Here is a 5651-nt window from a genome sequence, read left to right as displayed (position 1 = left end):
GTCAACCACCATACCTGTTTCCGAAACGGCTTCTTCTTCATCGACACTGTCCGCAGCGATGACACCGTCAACCACCATACCTGTTTCCGAAACGGCTTCTTCTGCGACATTGTCCGCAGCGATGACACCGTCAACCACCATACCTGTTTCCGAAACGGCTTCTTCTGCAACATTGTCCGCAGCGATGACACCGTCAACCACCATACCTGTTTCCGAAACGGCTTCTTCTGCAACATTGTCCGCAACAATGGCACCGTCAACCGCCACACCTGCTTCTGACCCGCCTTCTTTTGCAACATTGTCCACAGCGATAGCACCGTCAACCGTCACGCCGACACCGGTCAAGGAAACCGTGATCAAGGTTTCAGGGAAAACCATAACCTTGGCCGGTCCGTCTTTTGGACCATCTACGATGGCACAGCCAACCGTTACCACGTCACCGTTCTGGGTGCCCACAATACCAGCAACCACCATGACCCCTTCCAGAGCGTCTGCTTCTGCGCCAATGACCACTGCAATAGCGATGTCGACCGCCACGGTGGCACCGCTGGCATCTTCCCTGAGTGCTGGTGCCATAATTGGTATCGCCGCGGGAGCCGGCCTGGTGCTGATATGTTTTGGGGGTGCGTGCATTTACCGCTATTACCAACGCAGGTCAGGCACATACCGGCTTATGGATTGCAATGGGTTGCCAGAGTATCGATCTGTACTACCGCCGTCGTCTGAGCTGGCGTCGTATACCTATGAACTGGAAGCCATTCCAGCCAGTAGGCAACGAAGTCAGAAAGCACCTGCCCATGGAAACAGGATCAAGCACTCGAAGGTATAAACGCAACGCATGTGGTTTCATTAACCGCGTGGTAAGCGCTTATTTAAGGACGTCAACCCATCATCTGTCTGCCCCCCTTACGCTATGGTGTTTACGCCCTTCGACTCCGCTAGCTTGAAATTATCACCGGGCGGTAGTGACACTCCACCAGGTTTTTGAACTTCTCCTGAGGTTTTCTGGCTCTGAAAATCCTGCACATCAGTATGTGACCAGCGTCGTATTTTCTGTGACTTTTTCAACATAGGCATAACGTCTTTAGCATTCTGAGCTATGTTTTTCACGAAGAATTTGAATCAGCAAATAAATATTGTTGTTTATCTCTTATTCGCTGATTTACACGACACAGGATGTTTTTGAGAAAAAGCGTTCGAAGTATTGATGAGGCAGTAATGTTGATACAACCACCGACTGTGCCCAGAGGCGGCACTGCCAGCGACTCCCGACTTGCAACAATACCGTCTACAGAGCCACAGGGACGATGGGGCAGTTTGGATGTATCCAGGGAGTTTGGGGTAGTACCGTTTTTAACGCGGGACGGAACCCAGGAAAACGACAACGATAAAATAAAAGACACACAACAGAACTCATCGCAGCAGCATCGTAAACCGACCAGCACAGCGCCCGGGTCTGGTCATCTGCCCAATGCGGCGGCGGTGCTGGGGGCGCTGTCCGGCCTTGCTGCTGTCGGCCTGGCAGCATCGGCCACCTGTGACAGCGAGCCGATTCCGGTGGCGGATGCCGAAACCCTGGGCAAGATTGGCCGTAACGAGAGCTATCCACGCAGTTGCACTTACCGGCAAACTGTTCCGTGTATTGATGGTAGCCAATTGCAATCCATCGGTAGTGATGACGATCCGTTTACCGGCATCTTCCATGGCGAAAATAATACCATCGGTAATCTCAGACATTGCCTGATAAAAAACCTGGCCGGTGAAGGCCGTGTCGATCTCCTGCGCTTTACTAATGCCAATATAATGTCCACAGGCCCGGCCGCAGTGGTGGCCTGTGAAATTTCTGAAAATGCCACGATCAGTAATATCCGGGTTGAAAATGCTCATGTAAGTACTTCGGGCCCTAAAGCCCATGGGGGAGTTGTAGCTGGCATTGCCAAAGGAAAGGTTGACAACACCATGGCGGTGAATTGCACGGTTCGAACTTCAGGCCCGCGTGCCAATGCCGGTATCGGGGCAGGCTCCGTTTCTGGTGTTGATGGCATTGTTGCTAACACGACAGCGGTTGACTGCCACGTTGAAACAGAGGGCTATTCTGCAAGTGCCGCTGTTGGAGCGGGAAGCATTTTCCGTGGAAAAGTTACCAATACCAGGGCACTTAACTCCACAGTCAAAACCTACAGTAAATCGGGTGGGAACGCCGGCATTGGCTCAGGCGATGTTGAAGAAGGAACTGTTGCCGACACGACAGCGGTTGACTGCCGCGTTGAAACAGAGGGCTATTCTGCAAGTGCCGCTGTTGGAGCGGGAGGCATTTCCCGTGGAAAAGTTACCAACACCAGGGCACTGGACTGCACAGTGGCAACTTCTGGTGATCGTGGCTATGCGGGTATCGGCGGGGGAAATTCTACCAAGACCGATGTTACTGACACCACGGCAATGGACAGCATAGTGACAACATCTGGATATAAAAGTTTTGCTGGCATCGGCGGGGGATGGTTTGAAGGTGGCACCGTGACTGGCACCACAGCGGTGAACTGCACGGTGAAAACCGCCGGTAGAGATGCCAGCGCGGGTATCGGGGGTGGGCAGGTTAAGAGTACTACTGTTACTAATACCGTCGCAGAGAAGCATTGTCACGTCAAAACATCGGGGGAAAATGCCGATGCCGGTATTGGCGCGGGGAATGTTGCTTATGGCACTGTGACCAATACCAAAGCAGTAAGCTGTACGGTCAGCACCGACGGTAGAAAAGGCAAAGCGGGCATCGGAGCCGGGGCTGTTCTAAATGGCCGTGTGGCTGATACCAGAGCGTTAAACTGCAAGCTAAAAACCATGGGTGAAGAGGGATTTGCCGGTATCGGGGCTGGTAACGTCGTTAATGGCAATGTTACCGACACGACGGCAGTGAGCTGCACGGTCGAAACCCTCAATGAGTCCAATCTTGGTGTGGTGGGGGCCAATGCCGGTATTGGAGCGGGATCTATTAAAGATAGCAGCGTCGTTGCACGCACCACAGCGTTGAACTGCACGGTCGAAACCAAAGATGAACTTGGAGAGGCAGGCATCGGAGCCGGAACTGCCAATAATGGTGGCACCGTTACCTGGAGCACAGCGGTGGATTGCGAGGTTAAAACTTACAATGTTGATGCCCATGCAGCTATCGGTACAGGATACGTTAAAGGGGATGCAACCGCTGCCAACACCCTGGCAGTGAACAGTAATGTCACAACGACCGGCGCTGGGGCAAATGCTGGTATTGGGGCAGGACAGGTTCATAAGGATGAGGGTGGTACCGTTACCAACACCACGGCGGTTGATTCCAGGATCAAAGCCCTGAGTTTATATGCAAAGGCCCGTATCGTCAGTAGTAATACCCGGGTTTGTAATACCTATCTTAACAATGTGGAATCTCACAATCTTGGTGTCTGTCCGCTGGATAATGTGTGTGAACCTGTCGCTCATCCACTCTTGCTCCCGAATTGCCAATCCAACCACACGTATCTTTACCAGTTAGGCATGTCGAGCAATTTCAGCAGTGATTTCTTCTCTGTCGAAACCCTGCCCATGGCATCCGCCATCCCCTTTCCCGACCTGTCTTGTCCTGCACCATCGGCCGCCTGTGGCAGCGAGCCGATTCCGGTGGCGGATGCCAAAACCCTGGGCGAGATTGGCAGTAACGAGTGCTATCCACGCAGTGGCACTTACCGGCAAACTGTTCCGTATATTGATGGCCGCCAATTGCAATCCATCGGTAATAAGACCCATCCGTTTACCGGCATCTTCCATGGCGAAAATAATACCATCGGTAATCTCAGAAATTGCCTGATAAAAAACCTGGCCGGTGAAGGCCGTGTCGATCACCTGCGCTTTACTAATGCCAATATAATATCCATAGGCCCGGCGGCAGTGGTGGCCTGTGAAATTTCTGAAAATGCCACGATCAGTAATATCCGGGTTGAAAAAGCACATGTAGATACTTTCGATCGTGCAGCGGGAGTTGTAGCAGGCATTGCCAAAGGAAAGGTTGACAACACCATGGCGGTGAGTTGCAAGGTTCGAACTTTAGGCAGGTTTGCCCATGCCGGTGTTGGTGCAGGAATGGTCGATGGCGGAACCGTTGCTGACACGACGGCAGAGGACTGTGACATCAAAACCTACAATGATTTAGCAGCCGCGGGTATCGGGGCAGGGTACGTTGATGGCACTGTTGCTAACACGACAGCGGTTGACTGCCGCGTTGAAACAGCGGGCAAATCTTCAAATGCCGCTGTTGGAGCAGGAAGCATTTACCGTGGAAAAGTTACCAATACCAGGGCACTTAACTCCACAGTCAAAACCTCCAGTAAATCGGGTGGGAACGCCGGCATTGGCTCAGGCGATGTTGAAGAAGGCACTGTTGCCGACACGAGAGCGGTTCTCTGCCACGTTGAAACAGAGGGCGATGGCGATGCCGTTGTTGGAGCGGGTGTTGGAGCGGGAAGTGTTCTCCGTGGAAAAGTAACCAACACCAGTGCACTAAACTGCACGGTGGCAACTTCTGGTAAGTTTGGCTATGCGGGTATCGGCGCGGGGAATGTTGTTGGTGGCACTGTGACCAATACCAAAGCGGTAATCTGTAGGACCAGCACCAATGGTACATATGGAGCAACAGGCATCGGAGCCGGGGTTGTTCGAAATGGCCGTGTGGCTGATACCAGAGCGTTAAACTGCGAGCTAAAAACCTTCGGTGGTGATGGATTTGCCGGTATCGGGGCTGGCCACGTCTTTAATGGCAATGTTACCGACACGACGGCAGTGAGCTGCAGGGTCGAAACCTTCGGTTCATTGATTGCTTGGGGCCCCAATGCCGGTATTGGAGCGGGATTTATTCAAAAAAGTAGCAGCGTCGTTGCACGCACCACAGCGTTGAACTGCACGGTCAAAACCAAAGATGAACTTGGTGGAGAGGCAGGCATCGGAGCCGGAGCTGCCTATGGTGGCACCGTTGCCAGCAGCACAGCGGTGGATTGCCGGGTCATAACTTCCGGTGATGATGCCTATGCAGCTATCGGCACAGGATTCGTTAGTGGTGCAACCGTTGCCAACACCCTGGCAGTGAAAAGTAATGTGACAACGAGCGGTAGTGGGGCAAATGCTGGTATTGGGGCCGGGGAGTCTGTTGATAGTACCGTTACCAACACCACGGCGGTTGATTCCGGTATCAAAGCCCAGAGTAATGATGAAGCGAAAGCCCTTATCGTCAGTGAGCATTACCAGGTTTGTAATACCTACCTTGATAATAAGCTATTTAACAGTCCCGCCTGTCCGCTGGATAATGTGTGTGAACTTGCCGCTCATCCGCTCTTGCTCCCGGATTGCCAACCCAACCCCAAGTATCTTGACCAGTTAGGCATGTCGAGCAGTTTCAGCAGTGATTTCTTCTCCGTCGAAATAGCTGATGCCGATTCGACTTCTTCTGTGACATTGCCCACAGAGATGGTACCGTCAACCATCATACCTGTTTCCGAAACGGCTTCTTCTGCAACATCGTCCGCAGCGATGGCACCGTCAACCACCATACCTGTTTCCGAAACGGCTTCTTCTGCAACATCGTCCGCAGCGATGGCACCGTCAACCACCATACCTGTTTCCGAAACGGTTTCTTCTTC

Annotated in this window: 2 protein-coding genes; one reads left to right on the top strand and one right to left on the bottom strand. The window is 52.6% G+C overall.

Annotated elements, in window-relative coordinates; all coding sequences use genetic code 11:
• On the bottom strand, positions 1-576 hold a 576-nt coding region (locus CX664_RS23765; protein ID WP_146000286.1), incomplete at its 3' end, for a hypothetical protein.
• A 642-nt stretch (positions 577-1218) separates the two neighbouring features.
• On the opposite strand from CX664_RS23765, the gene CX664_RS23760 reads away from it, so the two are divergent.
• Positions 1219-5651 (top strand): hypothetical protein (locus CX664_RS23760; RefSeq protein ID WP_180966613.1); only part of this gene is annotated, 4433 nt, incomplete at its 3' end.

The organism is Endozoicomonas acroporae (assembly GCF_002864045.1).
In the GTDB taxonomy this organism is placed as follows: Bacteria; Pseudomonadota; Gammaproteobacteria; order Pseudomonadales; family Endozoicomonadaceae; genus Endozoicomonas; species Endozoicomonas acroporae.
The sequence above is the reverse complement of the archived record's forward strand: the minus strand, read 5'-3'. Positions and strand labels throughout refer to the sequence as shown.